We start from the raw sequence: 24962 nt of genomic DNA on the forward strand, positions 1-24962 counted from the left end.
TGTTCGGTTAATCGTCGAGAATAAGCCCGATAGTGTGCCATAATCTGGCGTCCTGGCATACTTGAGCCAGGGAATGACAAAGGATTTAAGCCTATGCAACCCATTCAGGGGGCGACAGCACGTCCTCCGGGGGAACCACCCTCCCCAACTTCAGCGGTAGGTGAGTTTCCGCTTTCTACACAGCAACGTACCGTTCTGGAACGTTTGATTACACGTATTGTTGCGCTTAACCAGCAACAAAGTGCCGAAGTGTGGGCGGGATTAAAACATGACCTCGGGCTAAAAGGTGAAACGCCATTGTTATCGCGTCACTTCCCCGCGGCTGAACAAAATCTGAATCAGCGTCTCAGTAATGCTCAAACAACCCATGCCACACGTCAGGTTGTACAACAGCTCAGCGAATTGCTATCGCAGGGCAATAATCGCCAGGCGGTGAGTGATTACATTCGCCAACAGTTTGGGCAGACAGCCCTTAGCCAGCTCACGCCAGAACAATTAAAAAGCGTACTGACGTTATTGCAAAATAACCAGTTGGCTATCCCGCAGCCACAGCAACGCCCGGCGACAGATCGCCCGCTATTGCCCGCTGAACACAATTCATTAAATAAACAGGTCGCTAAACTCGCTGCCGCAACGGGCGAGTCCAGTAAGTTAATCTGGCAGTCAATGCTTGAGTTAAGCGGTGTGAAAACGGGCGAGCTGATCCCGGCCAAACATTTCGCGCTGCTGACTACCTGGTTACAAGCACGCCAGACATTAAGCCAGCAAAACACGCCGACATTGCACACCATTCAGGCGGCGTTGAAGCAGCCGCTCGAACCCGCTGAATGGAAAGAGATAACGGACTATACGCAGCAACGTTTTCAGGCTACACCGCAAACGTTACTGACCGCCGCGCAGGTGCAGGATATTTTGAATCAGGTGTTTTTAAAACGCGCCGAACGCCAGCCATCAGCGCTAGAAGTGCATAACATTCAGCCGATCGCCAGCCCAATTTGGGCGCCATTTATTGAACCGATGAAGGTAATAAGTGCCCGCCCAGGCCTGGCACTTATCGCACTGATTGTGGTGATGGTTTTGTTCTGGATAGTGATTTAAACGTTAGCCACCCAGCCTTGGGTGGCTATAGTTACTTGCGAAAGGCGATGAGTGTAACCACAATCCCGACTACCGCAGAAATTGCTCCAGCTAAAAACACTGACGGATAACCCATCGAGGTTGCCAACAATCCGGTCAATGGCCCTGCGACACCGTACGAGATATCCTGAAACGCCGCATAGCCACCAAGCGCCGTACCGCGTACCTGAGCCGGTACACGTTTCACCACTTCAACACCCAGTGCCGGGAAGATTAACGAGCAGCCACAGCCCGTTAACGCAGCACCGATTAGCGCAACGCCTGCTCCCGGTGCCTGCCAGAGTAAAACCAACCCGGCGGTTTCAATCGCCAACGAGACCAGTGCCACTCTAACACCACCAAATCTGTCTGGCATCCAACCAAACAGCACACGCATCAGCACAAAAGCGCCACCAAAAGCGGTCAGCGTAAAGCCTGCCCAGGCCCAGCCATTCGACGCAAAATAAAGTGAGACAAAAGTGCCGATCACAGCAAAACCTACGCCCTGTAACGCAAGTCCTAACCCAGGTTTCCAGATAAGACCAATCACCGCAAACATAGAAGGACGCTCGCCTTTATGCGCAGGTACGGCACGAATGCGGCCATTAAACGCCAGTGCTACCAATGGCAAGGCGATAGTCGAAACACCTAGTGCCACAAATCCCCAATGGCTGTTTAACAGCAGGCCAATAGGTGCACCCGCCGCCAATGCGCCATAAATCGCCATACCGGTCCAGGACATCACTTTGCCGGAACGAGCCGGGCCAACCAGACCCAGACCCCAGGTAAGGTTTCCGGTCAGCAACTGGCTTTCACCAAAACCGAGAATCAAACGGCCAATGATCAATAGACCGAATTTCGCCATCGGCTCAACAGGCAATAGCGCCGCCAGCAGATAAGCGACGCCAGCAAATGCACATGCGCACATCCCCTGTAACGTCGAACGCTTCGCTCCTTGCTGATCGGCAAGACGTCCGGCATAACCGCGGGTTAAAACCGTTGCCAGGAACTGAATACCTACGGCAATCCCTACCATGGTGTTGCCAAACCCAAGCTCATGGTGAACAAAAAGCGGGATAACAGGCAACGGCAAGCCAACCGTCATATAGGTGAGAAACACCGCGAAGGTAATGCTGAATAAGGACTTATTTTCGGATTTGTTGTTTAGCTGAGAATTTTTTATTGAGGACATTTCACGGCTCCTTGGCAGCAGCCATTATGCAAAAAAAAACGGGGTGCACAAGGCACCCCGCTTATTAACATCACCTGGGATTAAGCGTTAACTTTACGCATAACCAGCGTGGCATTCGTACCACCGAAACCGAAGCTGTTAGACATAACAGTGTTCAGTTGACGCTCGGTCGTTTCGGTCACGATGTTCAGGCCAGCAGCCTGCTCATCGAGCTGTTCAATGTTGATGCTTGGCGCGATGAAACCGTGCTCCAGCATCAGCAGAGAGTAGATAGCTTCCTGAACGCCTGCGGCACCCAGAGAGTGACCGGTCATCGCTTTGGTCGCAGACATTGCCGGCGAGTTGTTACCGAAGACTTCTTTGATTGCGCCCAGTTCTTTCACATCGCCAACCGGCGTAGAAGTCCCGTGGGTGTTCAGATAGTCAATCGGGGTATCAACACCGTGCATTGCCATCTTCATGCAACGCACCGCACCTTCACCAGATGGAGCAACCATATCCGCGCCATCAGACGTTGCGCCGTAGCCAACGATTTCAGCGTAGATGTGTGCACCACGAGCCAGAGCGTGCTCCAGTTCTTCAACCACAACCATACCGCCGCCGCCTGCGATAACGAAACCGTCACGGCTCGCATCATAGGTACGGGATGCTTTTTCCGGCGTTTCGTTATATTTGGTAGACAGTGCGCCCATTGCATCGAACTCACAGGCCATTTCCCAGCACAGCTCTTCGCCGCCACCAGCAAATACGATGTCCTGTTTGCCCAGTTGAATTTGCTCAACAGCATTACCGATACAGTGCGCAGAAGTCGCACATGCGGAGCTGATTGAGTAGTTCACACCGTGAATTTTGAACGGAGTAGCGAGACATGCGGAAACCGCAGAGCCCATCGCTTTGGTCACAACATAAGGACCAACCGCTTTCAGGCCGCGCGGGCTACGCATTGCGTCTGCACCGAACACCTGAGATTTAGAAGAACCACCGGAACCTGCAATCAGGCCCACACGAGGGTTGCTTTGATAAACTTCTTCTTTCAAACCAGCATCTTCAATAGCTTGCTGCATTGAAAGGTAAGCATAGACAGAGGCATCGTTCATGAAACGGACGACTTTACGGTCAATCAGGCCGGTGGTGTCCAGTTTAACGTTACCCCACACGTGGCTGCGCATTCCAGAATCTTTGAATTCTTGAGAGAAAGTGATCCCCGGGCGACCTTCACGCAGAGATGCCAGGACTTCCTGCTGGTTGTTACCGATGCTGGAAACAATGCCCAGACCAGTAATCACTGCACGTTTCATTCAATACCTCTTCTACTGCACTATTAGGATTTCGACAGGCACAATAGCGTACACTTGTACGCCGAACAAGTCCGATCAGCCAAATCAGTCTGAAATTTGCGCCGCTTCGCACACATCGTTATGATCGTTACACTGCCTGCCAGACGAGTAACTTACGTGAAACACTCCCCAATACAATCTGCCAACCTGGACTTTAATGAAGAGGGTACACCTGTATCCCGAGAGTTCGACGACGTGTACTTCTCTAATGATAATGGACTGGAGGAAACTCGTTATGTATTTCTGGGAGGAAACCGTCTAAATGAGCGTTTTGCTGCCCATGAACGTTCGCTGTTTGTAGTCGGTGAAAGTGGTTTCGGCACCGGTCTTAACTTTTTGACTTTATGGCAAGCTTTTGAAGATTTTTGCAAAAATCAGCCTCAAGCCACCCTCAAACGTCTGCACTTTATTAGTTTTGAAAAATTCCCGCTGACCGTAAAAGATTTACATGCCGCTCATGCCCATTGGCCTGAACTTGCCGAGTTCGCGCAGCAATTACAGCAACAATGGCCGCTGCCAATTGCAGGCTGCCACCGTATTTTGTTGGCGGAAGGCCGCATTACTCTCGACCTTTGGTTCGGTGATATCAACGAACTGATACCGCAATTAGATGACACTTTAAATAATCAGGTAGATGCCTGGTTCCTTGACGGTTTCGCACCATCAAAAAATCCGGATATGTGGACACCACAGTTGTTCAATGCGATGGCGAAATTGGCACGCACGGGCAGCACGCTGGCGACATTTACCTGCGCCGGGTTTGTACGCCGTGGCTTAATTGATGCCGGTTTCGCGATGACCAAAACTAAGGGTTTTGGCCGCAAACGCGAAATGCTGGTTGGCGTAATGGAACGTGCAATTGAAACGCCAGCACGCACGCCGTGGTATGCGCACCCTGCCGCGCAAGGAAAAGAAGTCGCGATTGTGGGCGGCGGCATTGCCAGCGCCCTGCTTTCACTCGCTTTGCTGCGTCGTGGATGGCAGGTCACGCTCTACTGTGAAGATGCTGCGCCAGCGCTGGGTGCTTCCGGCAACCGCCAGGGTGCGCTTTACCCATTGCTCAATACCCATAGCGCCACGCTGACAAACTTTTTCAGTGCCGCATTTACTTTTGCTCGTCGCGTGTACGACTCACTGCCCGTCGAATTTGATCACGACTGGTGTGGGGTCACGCAACTGGGCTGGGACGAAAAAAGTCAGCATAAAATCGACCAGATGCTGAGCCTCGAATTTCCCGATGCCCTCGTTCATGCCGTCGATGCAGAAACGGCGACAAAACTTTGCGGCTTAGAAACCGGCCATGGTGGTGCAACCTACCCTCTTGGTGGTTGGTTATGCCCGGCACAACTGACAGCCGGTGCGCTGGCGCTGGCAGAAACCCTGGGGCTAAAAACCCATTATCAACATCAGGTTGAGGAACTGACTCAAACATCAGATGGATGGCAATTATCTTTAGCCGAACAGGACGCAAAACAACATGCGGCTGTAGTGCTGGCAAACGGCTTCAGGGTCAGTAAATTCGCGCAAACTGAAAAACTGCCGTTCTCAGCGGTAGGCGGCCAGGTCAGCCACATCCCAACGACCCCGGCACTTTCAGAATTGCGCCAGGTGTTGTGCTACGACGGCTATTTAACGCCGCAAAATCCGAACAATCAGCAGCATTGTATCGGTGCCAGCTACCACCGTGGCGTAGAAGAGATGCAGTACAACGAAGAAGATCAGCAGCATAATCGCCAGCGTTTACTGAACTGTTTGCCGGATGTGGACTGGCCGTGCGAAGTGGATGTTAGCGCCACTGAAGCACGCTGTGGCGTGCGCTGTGCGACGCGCGACCATATGCCGCTTGTAGGAAGTGTCCCTCGCTACGATGACACGCTTGAAACCTACGCAACACTTGTTGAAAACCATGACAACGCCGAAACCGCTCCGGTTTATGAGAATCTTTTTATGTTGGCGGCTCTGGGTTCAAGGGGATTATGCAGTGCGCCACTGGCGGCAGAAATTCTGGCGGCTCAAATGAGCGATGAACCGGTTCCGATGGATGCTGAAACGCTTGCGGCGCTCAATCCAAATCGATTTTGGGTGCGGAAGTTACTGAAAGGAAGAGAAGTTAAATAGATTTGAGATTAAGCCCTCTCCCAAAGGAGAGGGCAAATGACTTAGAACTTAGCCTTCTGGTACAAATTGTCCCACATACTCAGCACTAAAGACTGATCGCGCGGCGACAGTTCGCCTGCCTGAATCGCTTTTTCCAGGCTACCTGATACCGCAGTATTAAGCGCTTCAGGGCTGTGGTCTTCACCATGCTCCAGATCAGCTACCGCCAGAGTCAGATGGCCACGCAGATAACCGCTGGCAAACAGTTCATCATCACTGGCCGTCTCAACCATTTCATCAATTAGCGCCAGAATGCGTGTTTCAAATTCAGCGATCATCGTACTTCCTCATCATTTTGCAGGTTTTTATCCCCGTCATACTTCAAGCCGCAGGCGCGTTGACTGCAACTCGAATTATTTAGGGTATGTCTAAAGGTCTTCCGGCCACGGAAAATGCTCCGCTGCCAGCGGCGGGGTTTTGTAATAGTCCCGCAGCGCTTCAATCAGTTTTGCCGTACGAGCCGGGATGCCTTCTTGCAGGTAAATCATCACCTGCGCATGCACACGACGCTGGAACGCGATTCTGTCCGGGTCAACATCCCCGCTCAGGTTGTCGCAGCTCACATTGAACGGGAAGTTTGCTGCCACACACAGCAACCATTCTTGCGCTTGCGGCTTCACTTCCACGTCTTCGAATTTGCTTTGTGTTTCGGCATCACGCCCATCCGGGCAATACCAATAACCGAAATCCACCAGTTCACGGCGCGCTTTGCCCGCAATAAGCCAGTGAGAAATTTCATGCATTCCGCTGGCGTAATAGCCGTGGGCAAACACCACGCGGTGATAAGGAATTTCCTCATCAGCAGGAAGATATATTGGTTCGTCGTCGCCTTTAATCAGACGTGTATTAAATTCGTCTTTAAAGCAGTTATCGAAAATGTCGATAAGTTCCTGATAATGGTGTTCTGTCGTTATTGTCATATTTGCTGTTGTCATCTCAAACTATCCCCAACCAATGGAGAATCTCCGGTCCGTGGCTATCAAATAAGAGTTTGGCGCTCATCACCGCTGACACGATAACTATCATCGGACGGATCAGTTTTTGCCCTTTACTCAACACGAGGCGTGATCCCATTCGCGCCCCTAAGAACTGCCCGGCCATCATTACAAAACCGGTTCCCCAAATCACTTTCCCGCCAATGATAAACAAAAGCAGGCCGCCGAGGTTTGATGTAGCGTTTAATACTTTGGCGTGAGCCGTAGATTTTGCGAGGTTAAAACCGCACAGCGTGACGAACGCTAGTGCGTAAAAAGAGCCAGCACCTGGGCCAAAGAAACCATCATAGAAACCGACGCAACCACCTGCAACCAGCGCAAATGGCAGGCCGTATAAACGGCGCTGTCGGTCTTCTTCACCAAGTTTTGGCATCAGTAAAAAGTACAGACCAATACAGATCACCAGCAGCGGCAAGATTTGACGCAACACGTCTGATTTTACGTATTGAACCAGCAATGCCCCAGTTGTTGAGCCGATAAACGTCATCAGAATATTCAGTTTCTGCTCTTTAAGATCGACCACTTTGCGGCGAATAAAATAGAGCGAGGAAGAAACCGAACCCCCACAGGCCTGGAGTTTGTTGGTCGCCAAAGCATGTGCAGGTGACATTCCCGTTGCCAACAACACAGGGACGGTAATCAAACCGCCGCCGCCTGCCAGTGAATCAATAAACCCTGCAAGCATGGCGACAAAAAACAACATCACCAGCATCAGGGGGGAAACCATAAACCATTCCATGAACTTATCCGTTAGAGAACGTGCTCATCCAGCAAGGCCTGACAAGAGGCGGGTAAAGGGGGCGGAGTTTTCTTTTTCGGCGGTATGCTGCCCGGAGGCGGCGGCGCAAACCAGCTTTGCAGCTCGGCACCACAACCGTCACCTGGCGGCGGTAATGGCTGATCTTCACACTCGAGGCTATCTGCCGGGCAACGCAGGCGAACATGCATATGCGCACGGTGAGCAAACCACGGGCGCACTTTACGCAGCCAGTCGCGATCGGCACCCGCATCCAGACAAAGTTGCTGCTTGATAGCCGGATTGACAAAGATCCGCGTGACGTCATTATCTTTCGCCGCAAGCTTAATCAGGCTGCTGATCTCTGGCTGCCACAAACGCGGCACCACATGCTGATTATCACTGGCGACTAAGTCCAGCGCTTGCGGCTTGAGGAGTTGAGCTGACGTCCAGCGTGCTTTCGGGAGTTGCAAAAAAATATCAACATCCAGGCCGCTTTGGTGGCTGGCATGGCCAGAGCTAAAACGCCCGCCAGCAGCCATTCCCATATCACCAATCAATAACGTGCCAAGGCCAAGTTGCGTCGACTGGTTACTGAGACGTTGAATAAACATCACTAAATCGGGATGACCGAAATAGCGACGTTGGTCCTGTCTCATCACCTGATAGCGAGGATCGTTAAGCGGCAACTCGTGGGCACCCACAATGCAGCCGTTAGAGAATGCACCAATAGATTGCGGGCTTCCCGCAATCGGATGACTAATTTTCTGCCACGGCGTCGCAGCGAAAGTAGCGGTACTGGCAAGCAATGCCAGCAGCCCCACGAGTGTTTTTTTCATCGCATTACCAGCGCGGCAAAGGGAAAGTCACGTCACCGTTTTGAGCACGCTGACGCAGCATATGATCCATCAATACAATCGCTACCATGGCTTCGGCAATCGGAACCGCACGAATACCCACGCAAGGATCGTGACGGCCACGAGTGACCATTTCCACTTCTTCGCCTTCGCGGTTAATAGTGCGCCCTGGGACCATAATGCTGGAAGTCGGTTTCAGCGCCATATTGGCCACAATCTGCTGGCCGCTGCTGATGCCACCCAGAATGCCGCCAGCGTGGTTGCTCTGGAAACCTTCTTTGGTGATTTCGTCACGGTTCTGGCTTCCACGCATACTTACCACGCCAAAACCTTCGCCAATTTCCACGCCTTTCACGGCGTTAATGCTCATCAGCGCATGGGCGATATCAGCATCTAAGCGGTCAAATACAGGTTCGCCAAGGCCTGGCGGCACGTTGTCGGCAACGACAGTGACTTTCGCGCCGATGGAGTCACCCTCTTTTTTCAACGCGCGCATCAGTTCGTCGAGCGTTTCGATTTTGTCCGGATCCGGGCAGAAGAACGGGTTCTGTTCAACCTGATCCCAGTCTTTGATTTCTAACGGCACGTCGCCCATTTGCGTCAGGCAACCACGAATAATGATGCCGTATTTATGCGCCAGATATTTTTTAGCAATCGCCCCAGCCGCCACACGCATCGCGGTTTCACGTGCTGAAGAACGGCCACCGCCACGATAATCGCGCAGGCCGTATTTTTGTTCGTAGGTGTAATCTGCGTGGCCCGGACGGAACACGTCTTTGATAGCGCTGTAATCTTGCGAGCGCTGATCGGTATTTTCAATCAATAGGCCGATGCTGGTGCCAGTGGTGACGCCTTCAAATACACCGGAAAGGATCTTCACCTGATCGGGTTCGCGGCGTTGCGTGGTGTAGCGTGAAGTCCCCGGGCGGCGACGGTCGAGATCGTGTTGTAAATCGGCTTCGGTAAGCGGGATGCCTGGCGGCACACCATCAACGATACAACCCAGCGCGACACCATGGGATTCACCAAATGTCGTTACGCGAAATACTTGTCCGATAGAGTTTCCTGCCATTTTTCACGGCTCCTTACCGTTGTCATTTTTGTTGTGTTGTCAGCAAAAGAAGACGGGCCATAAGGCCCGTCTACACGATTAGTCTTTGTAGATACTGAAATGTTCACGCGCATCGATAAGCTGCGATTTAGTCAGCATAAATACGCCATCACCGCCGTTATCGAACTCAAGCCAGGTGAACGGCACATCAGGATACTGATCCATCAAATGCACCATGCTGTTCCCGACTTCACAAATCAGGATACCGCCATCGGTGAGGTAGTCCGGTGCACATGCCAGAATACGACGCGCCAGTTTCAGGCCATCTGTCCCCGCAGCCAGACCTAATTCCGGCTCGAATTTGAACTCACCCGGCAGGTCAGACATATCTTCCGCATCCACATATGGTGGATTAGTGACGATAATGTCGTACTGCACTTTTGGCAGGTCACGGAACAGGTCGGAACGCATTGGCGTTACCTGGCTTTCCAGGCCGTGCTCAGCGATGTTTTGCTCAGCAACTGCCAGCGCATCAAGAGAAATATCGACCGCATCCACTTCCGCATTCTGGAATTCGTAAGCACAGGCGATAGCGATACAGCCGCTGCCAGTACACATATCAAGAATATGGTGTGGTTCCTGGTCGAAAAGACCCGCGAAACGGTTGGTGATCAGTTCACCAATCGGGGAACGCGGCACCAGCACACGCTCATCAACATAAAACTCATGGCCGCAGAACCAGGCTTTGTTTGTCAGATAGGCCACCGGAATACGCTCATTAACGCGACGAATTACACGCTCAACGATGCGATGACGCTCGCTTGGTGTCAGACGTGCGGTGCGCATATCTTCAGGAATATCCAGCGGCAGATAGAGACTTGGCAGCACTAACTGAACGGCTTCGTCCCACGGATTATCCGTGCCGTGGCCATACCAGACATTGGCGGCGCTAAAACGACTGACTGCCCAGCGCAGCATATCCTGAATGGTGTGCAGCTCATTAACTGCCTCATCGACGAAAATTTTATCCACGTTGCCCTCCGCAGGCCGTTCGCGTTAATTCAATAATCGATTAGTTTGCCATGAAGGCCGCGACAAATCAGCATTTCAATCGCGCTCAGCGTGGGGAAAATGACGTTTTATTTAGCGATGAACGGCAAACCAGGTAAACTGACGCAATAGCAGATGCGAGACGAGATACCAATGAAGAAGAAAACTCCGCTCAGCGCTGACGATCAGAACCTTTTCCGTGATCTGATGAGCGGCACAAAAAAATTAACTCAGGACACGATTGTTCATCGCCCAATACGCAAAAAAGTGCAGGAAGTTCCGGTGAAGCGACTGTTGCAGGAGCAGGTTGATGCCAGCCACTATTTTTCTGATGAATTCCAGCCGCGTCTGGCAACAGAAGGCCCCACCCGTTACGTGCGCGAAGACGTCAGCCATTTTGAGCTGAAAAAAATTCGCCGGGGTGATTATTCGCCAGAGTTGTTCCTGGATTTGCATGGCCTGACACAGATGCAGGCAAAGCAGGAATTAGGCGCGTTGATTGCGGCCTGTCGGCGTGAGCATGTTTTTTGTGCCTGTGTGATGCATGGCCATGGTAAGCATGTGTTGAAGCAGCAAACGCCACTGTGGCTGGCTCAACACCCACACATAATGGCATTTCATCAGGCACCAAAAGAGTACGGTGGTGATGCCGCATTGCTGGTGTTGATTGAAATCGAAGAGTGGCTACCGCCGGAGTTGCCGTAATCCTGAGTCCGCACCCCGCGGCCCCAGAAATACAAAGAGCCGCTATTATAGCGGCTCTTTTTTCATGCTTACGGCTATCAGATAGCTTTAGCTACCTTCAAATTACACGGACTCATCTGCCAGTTGAACACCCCTTTCCCTGTTTCTGGATCAAGAGTGACATTAGCAATGGCCGAGGTACTGAACATCGGTGGTGTTTCCTCTGGGCACAGCTCAGAGACCAAATAACCGACTAACGGTAGGTGAGAAATCACCAGCGCCGACTCAACCCCTTCATTGGCCAGGGCTTGCAAATAGCAGCTCACCAGACCTACATCGCCGCACGGTGTCAATTCCGGCAGAATGTCTTCTTTACCTGGAAGAGTCAGTGCTTCCCGCACAACATCCAGGGTTTGTTCGGCTCGCAGATAAGGGCTCACCAGAACACGTTCGATATCCACAACCTGACCTTTCAACCAGGTCGCCATTACTCGGGATTCATCACAACCACACTGGGTGAGAGGACGTACCGAGTCACTGGCGGCATCGAGAGCTGCGTCGCCGTGACGCATGATAAAAACTTGCATATTGCACCGCTTTTGTTAACCAGGAATGCTTGAATTCCCCTGAAACCTACGTGGAGAAATTCAGCAGCCGGGCATTGTGCCTTATCCGTACATCGAATGAAACGCTGTTTTTTACCTCAATGGTGCAAGTATAGTCAATCACTGTTTATTAAGTGAGCGACCAGCATCCATTCACCGAACCATATAATCATGATTCTTTGACTACATTTCCTTCACTGGGGTTCACTTTCCCCCAGAAAATTCGTTGCTCTTCCACCATTTGTAAAAGTCTTTCACAAGGAGTAAAACGCTCCCCGTACTGACTGGCCAGGCGTTGCAGTTGTGCGACGACTTCACCCGCCCCCAGGGTATCCATATAGCGGAACGGGCCACCAAGGAACGGTGGAAAACCAATACCAAACACGCCACCGATATCACCATCGCGGGCATTGCGAACAACACCTTCATCGAGGCATCGAGCCGCTTCATTAAGCATCATCATCACGCAGCGTTGTGCGATTTCATTTTCTGCCAGTTGCCCTTTGGGTGAAACACCGAGCAGAGTATAGATTGCAGGGTCAACCTGCTTTTTGCTTCTACTCCCTTTCCCTGAATAAAGATAGAAACCACGCCCGTTTTTTCTACCTTTGCGATCGTCATTCAATATTGCTGCAATTTCTGACGGCGCTGCAAAACGATCTCCGTAAGCTTGCTGAAGTATAGGACTAATTTTAGTCCCCACATCAATTCCCACCTCATCCAAAAGTTGGATTGGGCCGACCGGGAAACCAAACGCTACCAGCGCATTATCAATCTTATCGACAGGCTCCCCTTCCACGAGGCAACGCATCGCTTCGTTAACGTAAGGTGCCAGAATACGGTTGACGTAAAACCCGGCGCTGTCGCCAACAACAATCGGTGTTTTGCCCTGTTTTTTGGCAAGTTGAACGGTCGTGGAAATGGTTTCCGCACTGGTTCCCGCATGAGGAATCACTTCAACCAAGGGCATTTTATCGACCGGGCTGAAGTAATGCAGGCCTATCACTTGTTCTGGACGTGCGGCATTTGCCGCAATATCAGCAATCGGCAGTGAAGACGTGTTTGAGGCAAAAATGGTATGCGGCGCGGCGTTCTGTTCGATTTCCGCAACCATCTTTTGCTTGAGAGCGAGATCTTCAAAAACCGCTTCCACGACGATGTCGCGGTTATGGAATCCGTGATAATCGGTACCACCGGAGATACGCGCCATTTCACGCTGGCGCTCAGCCGCTTTCATATGTCGGCGGCGTACTTTTTTATCCAGCAAGTCCCAGCTGTATTTCAACGCATGGTTAATGCCATCGTGATTAATATCTTTGATGCGTACGGGCAATTTGCCTTTAGTCGCGGTGACAAAAGCAATCCCTCCGCCCATTAATCCGCCACCTAACACACCTATTGCATTTATAACTCGTGGTTGAGCATCAGCCCCATGTTCTTTTTTAAGCTCGGTACTGGCAAAGAATAACCCGCGCAAAGCCACCGATTGCGGAGTCATAGCCAACTCGCCAAAGGCTTTCGCTTCCGACTCGTAACCGCTAAAACTCCCCTGCCCAAGACCAACTTTTATCACATCGATAATGCGCTGCGTGGCAGGATAATTACCGCGAGTTTTTTGCTCAGTTTTCTTACTCACCATGCTGAACAATAAAGAACGCCCAAGCGGACCGGCTAAAATACGCTCTCGAACCGGCAATGTGCGCGATGCCTGACGGCCTTTGCCCACCAGCTCAACTGCTGCCGTCAGCAGAATTGACTGTGGCACAACTTCATCCACCAGCCCCAATTTCAGCGCCTGGCGTGGACGTAATTGTTTGCCGGTCAGAATCATATCAAGTGCATTGCTGACGCCAATCAAACGCGGTAAACGCTGTGTACCACCCGAGCCCGGCAGCAGGCCGAGCTGCACTTCCGGCAGCCCCAGTTTTGTTTTCTCGTCATCAGTACAAATACGTGAATGGCATGCCAGTGCCAACTCCAGCCCACCGCCGAGACACGCACCATGAATCGCCGCAACTACCGGAATCGGCAAGGCAGCAATTTCAGCCATAATTTGCTGCCCCTGATGTGCCAGTGCCTGTGCTTCTTGCGCACTTTGGCAGCTTGCAATCATGTTTATGTCAGCTCCGGCAATAAAGTTATCCGGCTTGCCAGAGATAAATATCAGCCCCTGCAATGCAGTGTTATCGCGAACCTGTTTGATAATGTTATGTACTTCGGGCCCGAAAGAGGCTTTCAGAGTGTTCATCTTTTCGTTCGGCACATCGATAGTCACTATCGCGATATTGTCGAGACGGATATGTAAGTGGAAAGCAGAAGTCTGTTCCATTATTCGGCCTCCAGAACCATTGCAGCACCCAGGCCACCTGCGGCGCAGGCGGTCACCAGGCCAAAACCTCCGCCACGACGGCGCAGTTCATGCAGCGTTTGCGTGATCATTCGAGCACCGGTTGCGGCAAATGGATGCCCATACGCAATCGAACCACCCAGTACGTTAAATTTCGCATCGTCGACTTCTCCCGTAGCATGGGCGCGGCCCAATACATCACGTGCAAAACGCTCACTGGCAAGCATTTTCAGGTTAGCTAACGTTTGCGCGGCAAAGGCTTCATGCATATCGAAAAGCGTCAGGTCATTCAAAGTGATACCCGCTCGCTCAAGCGCCAGTGGGGTAGCCCATGCGGGGCCCAGCAGCATATCTTTCCAGACATCCACGGCGGTGAACGCATAGCTGCGTAAATAGCCCAAAGGCTTCAAACCCAACTCTTTGGCACGCGATTCCGTCATTAAAATAATCGCTGCCGCGCCATCGGTTAATGGCGTGCTATTGGCGGCGGTGACCGTGCCGTGTTTGCGATCGAAGGCTGGACGTAGCTTTGCGTAATCAGCAATTGAGGAGTTTTGGCGAACGTTGTTATCTTCGCTGAAAGGCTGGCGATATGGCGGGATAAAGGCTGTCATCACCTCATCAGCCAGTTTCCCTTCTCTCCAGGCGTTGGCCGCTTTGGTGTGAGAGCGATGCGCGAGAGCATCTTGTTGCTCACGCGTAATCCCGTGAGTTTTTGCCATTTGTTCGGCGGTGTCGCCCATACGCAAACCCGTTGAATATTCAGCAACCGCAGGAGGTACCGGTAATAAATCACGTGGGCGCAAACGCGCGAATAATTTCAGACGTTGACCCAAAGTACGCGCTTTGTTCACATCCACTAATGTGCGGCCTAACTTCTTACTAACGCCAATCGGCAGTACAGATGAGGAGTCGGCACCACCAGCAATACCGGCTCGGATCGTGCCTGCCATTAGGCTTTCAGCCACATTCGCTACGGCCTGGAAACTGGTCGCACAGGCACGGCTCACGCTATAAGCGTCTGTATGAACACTCATGCCTGTACCAAGGACAATTTCGCGGGCAATGTTTGGCGCTTCCGGCATCTGGACAACCTGGCCGAAAACCAGTTGTTCGATAATTTCTGGGGGAATTTCGCTACGTGCCAACAGTTCGCTGACCACCATATTGCCGAGGTCGACAGCAGGTATGCCGTGAAATGCCGTAGCCTGACGGGCAAACGGGGTGCGTAACCCACTGACAATAGCAATACGGTCGCCCTGACGGGTGACCAGCGGAAGTGCCTGACTCATAACGCTCCCCTATTCTTCCCTTTGTGTACGAATCTACAGCTGCATTGCTGTAACTTCCTATTTCTGGGAATAAAATTGTAAATGACCAATAGTGGTCTGACCTGATCATAGTTTTAACTAAAAAGTTACAACCAGCCAACCGGGGGACTAAAAATTTGGGAGGGGGAACACGCTTTAAGAGAGGAAAATGACGCTCTCAGGGACGAGAGCGTCAGGAAATATTAACGCAGGCCCAGCTGGAAGATCATGGTTTCAGCCTGGCAGCTGAAAGTGAAATCGATATCCAGACGAACGCCGTCAGCTTCTTCAGTATAACGAGGGACGATCTGGCAAGGTTCAGATTCTGCGGCACGTGCTTTCTCAGTCAGCGCAGCCAGAGTTTCGTCAGCTTCAGCGCGGGTCGCGAACACGCGGCTGTATGTTGCTGTGCAGTCGGTGTTGTCGATGATAGAGCCGACATCAATACAGCAGCAAACCGGGGTTTCATCAGCAGTGTTTTTACTCATTTTATGATTTCCTCTGTATTTAAAAGGCAAAATGTTTTCAACGAATCTTGTCTATTTTACGCTCCCTGTTGAAGCGACTCCAGTCGTTAATCTTGTCAAAATCCGTAAGTGACCCAAATCACACTTAAAAATGATCTAAAACAAGATTCACCCATTTTGCTAAGTGACGAAGAACCCGATTTTGCCAGTCAGATCTCGTTTCGACGATCAAATTTGAAATTTCTTAGATACAAACTTGCAACATCCTATCTGGTCAGACCTATACTCTCGCCACTGGTCTGCTTTCTCTGTAACAGAACAGACCCTACTATTCGCGCTCCTGTTACGGTATGTAACATTGTTTGTATAAAAATAAATCCATTATGAGGTTTTGGTCATGAGCCAGAAAAACCTGTTTACAAAGTCAGCCCTAGCGGTTGCAGTGGCAATTGTCTCATCGCAGGCCTACTCAGCCGGCTTTCAATTAAACGAGTTCTCTTCCTCAGGCCTAGGCCGAGCTTATTCAGGGGAAGGTGCCGTTGCGGATAATGCGGGCTCCGCCAGCCGTAACCCTGCAACTATCATGATGTTTGACCGCCCTTCCTTCTCTGGCGGCGCAGTGTTTGTTGATCCGGGTGTGAATATTTCCGGTACATCGCCAACTGGCCGCAGCACCGATGCTGATAACATCGCACCAACCGCCTGGGTTCCAAACCTCCACTTCGTTGCTCCTATTAACGAACAATTTGGTTGGGGCGCATCTGTTACCTCTAACTATGGTTTAGCAACAGAATTCAATAACGATTACACAGCCGGTTCTATGGGCGGTAAAACCGACCTGGAAACGCTGAACCTGAATCTGAGCGGCGCTTACCGTTTAAATGACAGCTGGAGCTTCGGTCTGGGCTTTGATGCTGTTTACGCTAAAGCGAAAATCGAACGCTACGCGGGTGATTTGGGTCAAATCGTAGCTGGTTCCGGTGCTTTACCTCCGTCACTGGCAGGTCCGGTTTCTCGTATTCCTGGCGACACCCAAATCGCACACCTGAAAGGTGACGAGTGGGGCTATGGCTGGAACGCCGGTATTCTTTATGAAATCGATAAAAACAACCGTTACGGTTTCACCTACCGTTCAGAAGTTAAAATCGACTTCGACGGTGACTACAAAAGCAACCTGCCTTCTGCTTATAACCCAATCCTGTCAAACTTTGGCTTACCAGCAGGCACCAACGGACAAACTGTCCCTGGTTCTCTGACGCTGAACTTGCCAGAAATGTGGGAATTGTCCGGCTATAACAAAGTGGACCCACAATGGGCTATCCACTATAGCGTGACCTACACCAGCTGGAGCCAGTTCCAGGAGCTGAAAGCCACTGGTACCAACGGTCAGACTCTGTTCTATAAAGATGAAAGTTTCAAAGATGCGTACCGTATCGCTTTAGGTACCACCTACTTTATGGATAAAAACTGGACCTTCCGTACCGGTATCGCATTCGATGACAGCCCAGTTCCGGCAGACAAACGTTCAATCTCTATTCCGGACCAGGATCGCTTCTGGATCAGTGCTGGTACTACCTACGCATTTAACGACGATGCTTCTGTAGACCTGGGCGTTTCCTACATGCACGGTCAGCACGTTGAGATCAAAGAAGGCCCATATACCTTCCAGTCTGAAGGCAAAGCCTGGCTGTACGGTATGAACTTTAACTACGCATTCTAATAGTTAATAGTGACAAAAAAGGCGAAACCTCGGTTTCGCCTTTTTTATGTTTATTACCCACTCAATGCTTACTGAGAGTCGATATCTTTCAAGTCATCTTCAATTGCTGCAGCATTCGGATTTGCTGCTGGTGAAAGCTTCCCACCATTAGCAATAAAATCATGACGCTGGAAGTAAGCTTCACGAACCAAAATGTACGGATCGGATGACTGCTTGAGCAAACCATCAGAATCCAGCAACTGAGCACGAGTTTCGATCCCTTCAACTGTCCATTTGCCGATAGACATCGGCCAGGTCAACCACGATAGCAGCGGATAGAGCGTATCGGCATAATCACCACCTTCATCACGCAGTGTAAAGCTGCCATAGAACGGTAACTGCACATACGGGCCGTAGCCCACGCCATAGTGGCCGAGTGTTGAACCAAAGCGATGCGGTTCTTCACGCTGGAGTTTGGGGTTCGCCATGCCAGCCACGTCGATAAAACCACCCATACCGAGCATCGTGTTCAGGAAGAAGCGCGTAAAGTGCACCATCCCCTGATACGGGTTACCCTGAATGAAGAAGTTCACCATAGTGGCGGGTTCTTCCAGGTTGCTGGTGAAGTTACTTATCCCATTACGAGCCGGTTGCGGCACATAATCACGCCACACCACAGCCACCGGGCGCACAACATACGGGTCCAACACATTAAAGTTGAAGTTGTACATTGTACGGTTGAACCCTTCAAATGGGTCCGAACGCCCCTGTGGCTCTTGATCGGCAGAGCTGGCGCACCCGACTAAAAGTGTCGTGGCCAACGCCAGTCCGGTCAGGCGGAAATTCATATGTGTCTCCCTGTTATTATTTGTCTGCGCTCTCAGGTTTGGTGCTGTCCATACCAGCTTGTGCAACCTGCGCCTGCTCGATGCTTCTTTGCACCACAGCCCTGCGCTGGTCATTTGCCGGTAATACTTTAAGCATGACTTGCCATGCACCAATTGCCTCGCGGTAATTTTGTTGTTCGAAAGCGCTAAATGCCAGCAGGCTGAGCACGCGAACATTTGTATGGTCCGTTTTAAGGAGCTCTCGCAGCAGATTCCCACCCAGTTGGTTATCTTGCGGGTCGCCACTTCGGGTCAATACTTCAGCATAGCCCAGCTTTACATTACTGTTAGTGGGCGACAGTTTATACGCATGTGCAAAAGCTTGTGTAGCGGTACTTGCGTTATTCAGAACCATACCAATTCGCCCGAGCATCATCCACCCCTCAATATTGTCAGGTTCGTGCTGCAAGCGGGTGCGTAACCCAAGACCAAGATCGGACATTTCAGCCATGTTCAGCGGCTCGGCTTCTGGGTCTAATGCGCGCTGTAACAGTTGCGGCGTCTGATTTGTGACATTCTGCCAGGCTCGCACCTGCTTCCAGTCAGACGTTTTCAGATAAACACCAACACTCACTACAATTAACACCACAGCACCGGGTGCGAAAAACCAGAAATGGGCTTTTCGGCTAATCACTGGTTGAGTTTCACTTTCAGGCTCATCACTAAAGTGCACTCGCCGTTTACGACTGCGCATGACAATCACGCCCGCACCGCCGAGAATAAACAGCCCTGGCAGCACCCATAAAATGATAGTGGCAGGCGTTAGCGGTGGTTCGTATGTCACGAAATTGCCGTAGCGCTCAACCATGTAATCAATAATCTGCTGCTTCGTTTTGCCCTGCTGCATCAGTTCATAAACTTTCAGACGCATGTCAGAGGCAATCATCGCATTAGAATCCGCAATGCTATTGTTCTGGCATTTTGGGCAGCGCAATTGCTCAGTGAGCTGGCGGAACTGCTGCTCTTGCGCTTCGTCTTTGAACTGGAAAGTGTCTATTGCCGCGAGCACATTAAACGAGAACAAGAATGCGATGAGAAATAGCCATACGCGTTTCATGCACCTGCCTCCTTGTTGTATTTATCCCACAGCGGTTTTAATTCTTGCTGCCAGACACGATCGTTAAGATCCCCTGCGTGGCGATAACGAATGATCCCTTTCCCATCAATCAGGAAGGTTTCCGGTGCACCGTAAACGCCCAGATCTAACCCCAGCATACCGTTGCCATCAAATAGGCTCAGCGCGTAAGGGTTACCTAATTCATTCAGCCAGGTAATCGCTTTGCGGCGCTCATCTTTATAGTTCATGCCGACCACCCGTACGCCTTGTGCTTTGAGCCCATTAAGATACTGATGCTCAGCACGGCATGTAGGGCACCAGGTTGCCCACACGTTGAGTAATAACGGTTTGCCATCAGTCAGAACTGACTGGTCATAAATCTTGCCAGGGTTTTCCAAAGACTCAAGACGGAACACCGGCACCGCTTTCCCAACTAATGCAGATTCGAGATTGGTCGGATCATCGCCCTGCGCATTACGTGCCAGTTGCCACAGTAACATCGCGGCCAACAACAAAAATAAAACGAGCGGGATAAATAATACTTTGCGCTTCATGCAGCCTCCGGCATGTTTTTACGCTGGCGGTAACGTGGGTCGAATAAACAGAACAGGCCGCCGAGCGTCATCAATATTCCGCCCATCCAAATCCAGCGCACAAAAGGTTTGTAATAGAGGCGAACCGCCCAACTACCGTCATCTAACTCTTCACCGAGAGCAGCGTAGAGATCGCGCGTCACACCGCCATCAATTGCCGCTTCGGTCATCATGGCGCGGTTGCTGTTATAGAAACGTTTTTCAGCATGCAGCGTGGCTTCAGGTTTGCCATTACGCGTCACGTCGATAATACCCACGCCGCCACGGTAGTTCGGCCCCATCAGTTCATGCACATCCCGGAAGACAAAGTGGTACTGGTGAATGTCGATGCTGTCGCCTGCTTTCATGCGCACATCACGCTCAATACTGTAATTCTGGCTAAAGGCGATACCGACGACAGTTACCGCCAACCCCAGATGTCCAAACACCATGCCCCAATGGCTGCGCGGCAATTTCCATAATCCTTTCAGCAAGCCATGGCGATGCGTGGCGCGCTCATAGACTTCGGTTAACGCCAGCACAAATACCCAAACCGCCATCAGTAAACCGACGACAGTCATCGCTTCGATACGGTCTTGCATCAACCAAGGCAGCGTTAACGCCAGCGCCACGGTTACCACGACGGCAATCGCCAGGCGTTTAATCAGCTTTTGTGGTTCATCGCGACGCCAGCGCACCAACGGGCCAATGCCGAGCAACAGTGCAAACGGGGCCATCAAGGCGGTAAACATGGTGTTGAAGAACGGCTCGCCAATAGAAATACTGCCCAGCCCGAGTTGCTTGTGCACTAAAGGCAGCAGCGTTCCTAACAACACCACCAGCATCGCAGCGATTAACAGCACGTTATTGCCGAGCAAAAAGGATTCCCGCGACCACAAACTGTTGCCGACACGTGAACGGACTTTACCGCCCTGAACCGCATACAGCAGCAGCGAACCGCCAATCACAATCACCAGGAAGGCTAGGATAAACATGCCGCGCGCCGGGTCAGAAGCAAATGAATGCACCGAAACCAGCACGCCTGAGCGCACCAGGAAAGTGCCCAATAAACACAGCGAAAACGCAGTAATCGCCAGCAGCACCGTCCAGGCTTTAAAGCTGCCGCGTTTTTCCGTAACCGAAAGCGAGTGGATTAACGCCGTCCCTGCCAGCCACGGCATAAACGAGGCGTTTTCTACCGGGTCCCAGAACCACCAGCCGCCCCAGCCCAGCTCGTAATAAGCCCAGGCCGAACCTAAAACAATGCCGATGGTTAAAAATGACCACGCCGCTAACGTCCATGGGCGAGTCCAGCGCGCCCAGGCAGAATCAAGTTTCCCGGCCATCAGTGCGGCAATAGAAAACGCAAACGCCACGGAAAAACCGACATAGCCCATGTACAACAACGGCGGGTGGAAAATCAGCCCGATATCCTGTAACAGTGGGTTCAGGTCACGCCCCTCAATCGGGAAATCCGGCAACGTGCGGGTGAATGGATTCGAGGTGAAAATGATAAACAGCAGGAAGCCGAAATTAATCATCCCCATCACCGCCAGCACACGCGCCACCGCATCTTGCGGCATGCTGCGGCTGAACAGCGCCACGGCAAACGTCCAGCCGCTGAGCAGTAAAACCCACAGCAGCAGCGAACCTTCGTGTGCGCCCCACGTCGCGGCCACGCGATACCACACTGGCAATTCGGTGTTTGAGTTACTGGCGACGTACAGCACTGTGAAATCGTTCACCACAAACGCGTTCACCAGCACCAGGAAACAGGCGCACACCGTAATAAACAACGCCCACGCCAGCGGGCGAGATGAAGCCATTAAGCGCGAGTCGTTACGCGCCACGCCCCACAGCGGATAAACACTGAGTAACAATGACCAGCCGAGCGCCAGGCAAAGCAAAAAACTGCCGATTTCTGGCATCATGAAGCGTTATCCTTATAGGCCTGTGGCGCGCGTTGGTGATTTTTTTCCATCGCTTCTTTTACTTCCGGCGGGGTGTAATTTTCGTCATGCTTCGCCAGCACTTCTTTGGCTTCAATCCTGTTACCGACTTCAAACACGCCTTGTGCGACCACGCCCTGCCCTTCGCGGAACAAGTCCGGCAAAATACCGACGTAGCTGACATCCACTACTCCGCTTGCGTCATAGAGTTTGAATGTCACTTTCAGGGTCTGGCTATCACGCTTCACGCTGCCGGGTTGAACCATACCGCCAACGCGTAAACGCTGCCCCACTTCGGGCAACTGGTGGCTTTCACCTTTGCCATACAGAATTTCACTCGGGGTATAGAAGAGATCGATATTGCTACGTAACGCATATAGCACAAGCGTGATAGTAAGCCCCAATCCCACTAGCACAGAAAGCGCCAGATATAATCGATTTTTGCGACGCGTGTTCATTCAGTTCCCTCTGCCTGACGTGCTGCCTGAATCCGTTTTTCTCGTGCCTGTTGGCGCGTGACTGAATTTAAAATGGTGCGATGCTGCAAACGGGTATGCCCCACCAATACCAGCAATGGGATGAAGGTTAGCGCGACAGCCAGCCAGACGTAAAACGCATAGCCACCCATGGCAAAAAATTCTGTCCAGTTTAAAAATGCGCTGGTCATGCGCTTCTCCTTTTATTCGCCAGTTCCATTACCCACGGACGGCGCTGCTCCTGAAGCAAGATGAGGTTGCGCAGGCGCATTAACGTCAGCGTGGCAAATAGCATCAGAAAACCGAAGATAGTCAGGCGTAACGGAGTGCGCATTGATGGGTCAATACTTTGCTGCATATTGGTCGAGCCCTGATGCAGCGTGTTCCACCACTCCACCGAGAAATGGATAATCGGTAAATTCACCACACCGACCAACACCAAAATACCCGCCGCACGCCCGGCCAGTCGGCGGTCGTCAAAGGCGTTATATAGAGCAATTACGCCGATATAGAGAAACAGCAGCACCAACTCGGAAGTCAGACGTGCATCCCACACCCACCAGGTTCCCCACATCGGTTTGCCCCATGCGGAACCGGTGACCAGCGCAATAAAGGTAAATACAGCCCCGACCGGAGCCATCGCCGCTACAGCAAGGTCTGACATTTTCATCTGCCACACAAGGCCGATAAACGCCGCCACCGCCATCGATCCGTAAATGCCCATCGACCAGATAGCCGCCGGAACATGCAGATACATGATGCGGTAGCTCTGGCCCTGTTGATAATCCGCGGGCGCGAAACCAAAGCCCCAGATACAACCGACCACCAACAGCACCGCGCTGACAAGTGCAAACCAAGGCACCAGACGCCCGCAAAGCTGATAAAGCCGCTCGGGTTTAGCGAGCTGATGTAACCATTTCCACATAATCGTTGCTCACAAAATATCGACAAAAATCGGGTTAGAACTTGTAGGTCGGAAACGCGAAGCGCCATCCAACATTTTTAATTATTGAATACTGACACGCAGCGCCGCCGCCGTGGCAAACGGGCTTAACGTCGCGCTACCCGCCAGCAACGCACCTAAAATTGCCAGATAGCCATCGACCGGAAGATGCATAGATGCAGCGTCCATCGCCGCAGTCGCAAATATCAGCAGTGGAATTGTTAACGGTAAAACCAACAGACTCAGCAGCACGCCGCTGCGCCGCAAACCCACCGTTAACCCAACGCCCGGCGCCCCCAGGAAACTCAATGTCGGCGTGCCGATAAGCAGCGTTAACGCCATCACCTGCCAGCCGTAAAAATCCATGCCTAGCAGCAATGCGGCAAGCGGCGAGAGGATCAGTAGCGGCAAGCCAGTGACCACCCAGTGAGCGGTCACTTTCGCTAACACAACCATCGGCAAAGGGATTGGCAGCAACATCAGTTGTTCAAGAGAGCCATCCTGAAAATCATCGCGAAACAATCTGTCCATCGCCAACAGTGATGCCAATAATGCAGCCACCCAAATCACACCCGGCGCAATACGTGCCAGAAGTTGCGGCTCAGGGCCAATTCCTAGCGGAAACAGTGTAATAACAATAAGAAAGAACCACAGTGGGTTGGCTATTTCCGCACCTTTGCGGAACACCACATGCAGTTCATGCAGAAAAACTCGGCGCATCATGCCAGTTTCTCCTGCAAATGGATTTGGCGCACATTGCTGACTGCCAGTGGCTGATGCGTGGTGAGAATCACCATGCCGCCTTGTTCGGTATGCAGCTTCAACTGCCGGGTAAGTTTTTCCACACCCGTAACATCAATGGCGGTAAAAGGCTCATCAAGAATCCAGAGTTTTTGCGAGCTTAGCCATAATCGGGCCAGTGCCACCCGGCGTTGTTGTCCTGCAGAAAGTTGATTAACAGGCACATCTTCAAAACCCAGCAAACCCACTTCAGTGAGCGCTTGCCAACGTAGGGTTTCCGCGCTTTGAGCGTAGTAAAAGCTCAAATTTTCAAAGGCGGTAAGAACGGTTTTGATGCCAGGCTGATGCCCGAGCCACAACAAATCCTGATGATACTGGTAACGTGCGCGGGATAAGCCTTCACCTTGCCACTTCACTTCACCTTCTTCCGCCTGCGCAAGCCCCGCCAGAATCCGCAACAGTGACGTTTTCCCCGCGCCATTTTTGCCAGCGATTTGCACCATTTCACCCGGGCATACGGTGAAAGACAACTCGCTAAATAACACGCGGTCGTCACGTACGCAGGTCAGGTTAATGGCATCAAGCATGTGAGGAACACTCCTTGTCTCTGGATGCAAAATCATAACACATCAGAGGCTTTGCTCCAGTTGGGCTCGCGCCGCTGCGGTACTCCAAAAGAGGTAATCCGCACACCCGAGATCAAAATTATCTCAATTTAGCCCGCAAGGCGGGGA

At 51.7% G+C, this 24962-nt stretch carries 25 protein-coding genes; 4 read left to right on the forward strand and 21 right to left on the reverse strand.

Annotated elements, in window-relative coordinates; genetic code table 11:
* The first annotated feature begins 93 nt into the window (after window positions 1-93).
* Complete coding sequence (gene flk / locus LVQ77_RS10720; RefSeq protein WP_232904416.1) at window positions 94-1098, forward strand: flagella biosynthesis regulator Flk; 1005 nt, start codon at window positions 94-96, stop codon at window positions 1096-1098.
* Window positions 1099-1129: 31 nt separating this feature from the next.
* Here the strand turns inward: flk and LVQ77_RS10725 are convergent, their stop codons facing one another.
* On the reverse strand, window positions 1130-2308 hold the full coding sequence (locus tag LVQ77_RS10725; RefSeq protein WP_232904417.1) for an MFS transporter: 1179 nt from the start codon (window positions 2306-2308) through the stop codon (window positions 1130-1132).
* 80 nt (window positions 2309-2388) lie between these two features.
* On the reverse strand, window positions 2389-3606 hold the full coding sequence (fabB, locus tag LVQ77_RS10730) for a beta-ketoacyl-ACP synthase I (RefSeq protein ID WP_232904418.1): 1218 nt from the start codon (window positions 3604-3606) through the stop codon (window positions 2389-2391).
* Between the two features lie 156 nt (window positions 3607-3762).
* Between fabB and mnmC the strand changes: the two genes are divergently transcribed.
* Entirely contained in the window at window positions 3763-5763 is a 2001-nt protein-coding gene (gene mnmC, locus LVQ77_RS10735) for a bifunctional tRNA (5-methylaminomethyl-2-thiouridine)(34)-methyltransferase MnmC2/FAD-dependent 5-carboxymethylaminomethyl-2-thiouridine(34) oxidoreductase MnmC1 (RefSeq protein WP_232904419.1), read from the forward strand.
* Window positions 5764-5804: 41 nt separating this feature from the next.
* Here mnmC and LVQ77_RS10740 read toward each other — a convergent pair whose 3' ends face one another.
* The 6 genes from LVQ77_RS10740 to prmB all read right to left on the reverse strand — a co-directional run bounded on the left by LVQ77_RS10740 (window position 5805) and on the right by prmB (window position 10473).
* Window positions 5805-6080, reverse strand: coding sequence for a YfcL family protein (locus LVQ77_RS10740; RefSeq protein WP_064512761.1), 276 nt, complete (start codon window positions 6078-6080; stop codon window positions 5805-5807).
* A 90-nt stretch (window positions 6081-6170) separates the two neighbouring features.
* Entirely contained in the window at window positions 6171-6716 is a 546-nt protein-coding gene (locus LVQ77_RS10745; RefSeq protein ID WP_232865971.1) for an elongation factor P hydroxylase, read from the reverse strand.
* A 22-nt stretch (window positions 6717-6738) separates the two neighbouring features.
* On the reverse strand, window positions 6739-7536 hold the full coding sequence (locus LVQ77_RS10750) for a sulfite exporter TauE/SafE family protein (protein WP_172893554.1): 798 nt from the start codon (window positions 7534-7536) through the stop codon (window positions 6739-6741).
* 11 nt (window positions 7537-7547) lie between these two features.
* The gene (gene mepA / locus LVQ77_RS10755; protein WP_232865948.1) at window positions 7548-8372 is read right to left on the reverse strand and encodes a penicillin-insensitive murein endopeptidase; all 825 of its coding nucleotides are present in this window, start codon (window positions 8370-8372) and stop codon (window positions 7548-7550) included.
* Between the two features lie 4 nt (window positions 8373-8376).
* A complete protein-coding gene (aroC, locus tag LVQ77_RS10760; RefSeq protein WP_232904420.1) occupies window positions 8377-9462 on the reverse strand; it encodes a chorismate synthase in 1086 nt (361 codons plus the stop codon).
* 78 nt (window positions 9463-9540) lie between these two features.
* Window positions 9541-10473 carry a 50S ribosomal protein L3 N(5)-glutamine methyltransferase gene (gene prmB, locus LVQ77_RS10765; RefSeq protein ID WP_232904421.1) on the reverse strand — a complete coding sequence of 311 codons (933 nt, stop codon included), beginning with the start codon at window positions 10471-10473 and terminating at the stop codon, window positions 9541-9543.
* A 171-nt stretch (window positions 10474-10644) separates the two neighbouring features.
* Between prmB and smrB the strand changes: the two genes are divergently transcribed.
* Window positions 10645-11196, forward strand: a complete 552-nt coding sequence (gene smrB, locus LVQ77_RS10770) for an endonuclease SmrB (RefSeq protein WP_232865946.1) — start codon at window positions 10645-10647, stop codon at window positions 11194-11196.
* Window positions 11197-11273: 77 nt separating this feature from the next.
* Here smrB and sixA read toward each other — a convergent pair whose 3' ends face one another.
* The 4 genes from sixA to LVQ77_RS10790 all read right to left on the reverse strand — a co-directional run bounded on the left by sixA (window position 11274) and on the right by LVQ77_RS10790 (window position 15925).
* A complete protein-coding gene (gene sixA, locus LVQ77_RS10775) occupies window positions 11274-11762 on the reverse strand; it encodes a phosphohistidine phosphatase SixA (RefSeq protein WP_064512773.1) in 489 nt (162 codons plus the stop codon).
* A gap of 187 nt (window positions 11763-11949) precedes the next feature.
* Entirely contained in the window at window positions 11950-14109 is a 2160-nt protein-coding gene (gene fadJ / locus LVQ77_RS10780; RefSeq protein WP_232904422.1) for a fatty acid oxidation complex subunit alpha FadJ, read from the reverse strand.
* A complete protein-coding gene (fadI, locus tag LVQ77_RS10785) occupies window positions 14109-15419 on the reverse strand; it encodes an acetyl-CoA C-acyltransferase FadI (RefSeq protein WP_232865944.1) in 1311 nt (436 codons plus the stop codon). The genes fadJ and fadI overlap by 1 nt, the downstream gene beginning before the upstream one ends.
* Before the next feature lie 221 nt (window positions 15420-15640).
* A complete protein-coding gene (locus LVQ77_RS10790) occupies window positions 15641-15925 on the reverse strand; it encodes a YfcZ/YiiS family protein (RefSeq protein WP_064512780.1) in 285 nt (94 codons plus the stop codon).
* 376 nt (window positions 15926-16301) lie between these two features.
* Here LVQ77_RS10790 and fadL point away from each other — a divergent pair, with 376 nt between their 5' ends.
* Window positions 16302-17624, forward strand: a complete 1323-nt coding sequence (fadL, locus tag LVQ77_RS10795; RefSeq protein ID WP_232904423.1) for a long-chain fatty acid transporter FadL — start codon at window positions 16302-16304, stop codon at window positions 17622-17624.
* Window positions 17625-17692: 68 nt separating this feature from the next.
* Here fadL and mlaA read toward each other — a convergent pair whose 3' ends face one another.
* From mlaA to ccmA, 9 genes are all read right to left on the reverse strand, one after another.
* Entirely contained in the window at window positions 17693-18451 is a 759-nt protein-coding gene (mlaA, locus tag LVQ77_RS10800; RefSeq protein ID WP_232904424.1) for a phospholipid-binding lipoprotein MlaA, read from the reverse strand.
* Between the two features lie 16 nt (window positions 18452-18467).
* The gene (locus LVQ77_RS10805) at window positions 18468-19547 is read right to left on the reverse strand and encodes a cytochrome c-type biogenesis protein CcmH (protein ID WP_232904425.1); all 1080 of its coding nucleotides are present in this window, start codon (window positions 19545-19547) and stop codon (window positions 18468-18470) included.
* Window positions 19544-20101, reverse strand: a complete 558-nt coding sequence (gene dsbE / locus LVQ77_RS10810) for a thiol:disulfide interchange protein DsbE (RefSeq protein WP_151995277.1) — start codon at window positions 20099-20101, stop codon at window positions 19544-19546. Before dsbE ends, LVQ77_RS10805 begins: the two co-directional genes overlap by 4 nt.
* Window positions 20098-22050 (reverse strand): heme lyase CcmF/NrfE family subunit, encoded by a 1953-nt coding sequence (locus LVQ77_RS10815; RefSeq protein ID WP_232904426.1) that lies wholly within the window; start codon window positions 22048-22050, stop codon window positions 20098-20100. Before LVQ77_RS10815 ends, dsbE begins: the two co-directional genes overlap by 4 nt.
* Window positions 22047-22526, reverse strand: coding sequence for a cytochrome c maturation protein CcmE (ccmE, locus tag LVQ77_RS10820; protein ID WP_232865939.1), 480 nt, complete (start codon window positions 22524-22526; stop codon window positions 22047-22049). The genes LVQ77_RS10815 and ccmE overlap by 4 nt, the downstream gene beginning before the upstream one ends.
* Window positions 22523-22735, reverse strand: a complete 213-nt coding sequence (gene ccmD / locus LVQ77_RS10825) for a heme exporter protein CcmD (RefSeq protein ID WP_232865938.1) — start codon at window positions 22733-22735, stop codon at window positions 22523-22525. Before ccmD ends, ccmE begins: the two co-directional genes overlap by 4 nt.
* Window positions 22732-23469: a heme ABC transporter permease gene (locus tag LVQ77_RS10830; protein ID WP_232865937.1), complete on the reverse strand. Its 738-nt coding sequence runs from the start codon at window positions 23467-23469 to the stop codon at window positions 22732-22734. Before LVQ77_RS10830 ends, ccmD begins: the two co-directional genes overlap by 4 nt.
* An 81-nt stretch (window positions 23470-23550) precedes the next feature.
* A complete protein-coding gene (ccmB, locus tag LVQ77_RS10835; protein WP_232904427.1) occupies window positions 23551-24210 on the reverse strand; it encodes a heme exporter protein CcmB in 660 nt (219 codons plus the stop codon).
* On the reverse strand, window positions 24207-24815 hold the full coding sequence (ccmA, locus tag LVQ77_RS10840; RefSeq protein WP_232904428.1) for a cytochrome c biogenesis heme-transporting ATPase CcmA: 609 nt from the start codon (window positions 24813-24815) through the stop codon (window positions 24207-24209). The genes ccmB and ccmA overlap by 4 nt, the downstream gene beginning before the upstream one ends.
* Between the last annotated feature and the right edge of the window lie 147 nt (window positions 24816-24962).

The sequence above is a fragment of the Buttiauxella cochleicola genome (assembly GCF_021282435.1).
GTDB lineage: Bacteria > Pseudomonadota > Gammaproteobacteria > Enterobacterales > Enterobacteriaceae > Buttiauxella > Buttiauxella massiliensis.